The sequence below is a fragment of the Pseudomonas sp. NY15356 genome, from assembly GCF_048068175.1.
Lineage (GTDB): Bacteria > Pseudomonadota > Gammaproteobacteria > Pseudomonadales > Pseudomonadaceae > Aquipseudomonas > Aquipseudomonas putida_K.
In genome coordinates this window covers 1-487 of record NZ_JBLUPW010000085.1, presented here as the reverse complement: position 1 = coordinate 487, position 487 = coordinate 1, and the positions used below count along the sequence as shown (strand labels likewise).

The following is a 487-nucleotide window of genomic DNA, read 5'->3' as shown; positions in this document are numbered from 1 at the left end:
CTGCAGCATGTCGTCCATCGCCTTGGTCTGGCCCAGGCGCACGGTCGGGTCGATGTAGTTCTCCGGGTAGTACATCAGCATCTGCCCGGCCGACCAGGTGGCATAGCGGGCGTTCCAGCGGGTCCAGTCGCGGAAGAAGGGCCCGTCCAACACGCTTCTGTCCAGGGCGTAGGGGTCTTCAGGCTCCGACAAGGTACGGTGGATGAATAGTTGCAGCGCCGCCATCGCCTCGGCGATGCGCGTGGTCGTCACCTGGGCACTGTTCAGGCTGTCGAGCAGTAGGTACTGGTTCAGCGCTTCCACGCCCAGGTTAATGCGCGCAGCCAGTACACCGGCCAGTGCCTTGCTCAGCGGCTCCTCGCTGGCCGCCTGCGCCCGCTTGACCTGCGACGGGCTCAGCCCCGCCTCGAAACTGTTCGCCAGGGCTTGCCACTCATCCCATGCCGGCGGGAACACCAGCAACGCCGCCAGGCTTGTGGGCTGCACG

1 protein-coding gene is annotated in these 487 nt (G+C 65.9%); it reads right to left on the bottom strand.

The window, feature by feature from the left end; all coding sequences use genetic code 11:
* On the bottom strand, window positions 1–487 hold a 487-nt coding region (locus tag ACNFCI_RS24025), incomplete at both ends, for a neuraminidase-like domain-containing protein (RefSeq protein WP_416768434.1).